This is a genomic window from Priestia sp. SIMBA_032, assembly GCF_046535215.1.
Classification (GTDB): domain Bacteria; phylum Bacillota; class Bacilli; order Bacillales; family Bacillaceae_H; genus Priestia; species Priestia aryabhattai.
The window spans coordinates 1-255 of record NZ_JAWRXD010001077.1 but is presented as its reverse complement, the minus strand read 5'-3'; the positions used below and the strand labels follow the sequence as shown (position 1 = coordinate 255).

Annotated in this window: 1 protein-coding gene; it reads left to right on the top strand. The window is 36.1% G+C overall.

Features of this window, described 5'->3' with window-relative positions; all coding sequences use genetic code 11:
* A partial coding sequence (locus SB717_RS37660; protein WP_410908264.1) for a DRTGG domain-containing protein occupies positions 1–255 on the top strand: 255 nt, incomplete at both ends.

Here is a 255-nt window from a genome sequence, read left to right as displayed (position 1 = left end):
ATTAAAGATGCAGAAAATAAAGGATATGTTAGTACAATTGAACGTGTCGGAACAATTCGAATTGAACAAAAGAAGAAAGAGAATATCGAAAAACTGACATATGCAGAAGTCGTTAACATTGTCGACGGTCAAGTACTTGGGGGCAGAGAAGGACTACATAAAACATTAAATAAATTCGTAATCGGAGCTATGAAATTAGAAGCGATGATGCGCTATACAGAAGCTGGGAATTTACTCATTATTGGTAACCGTACG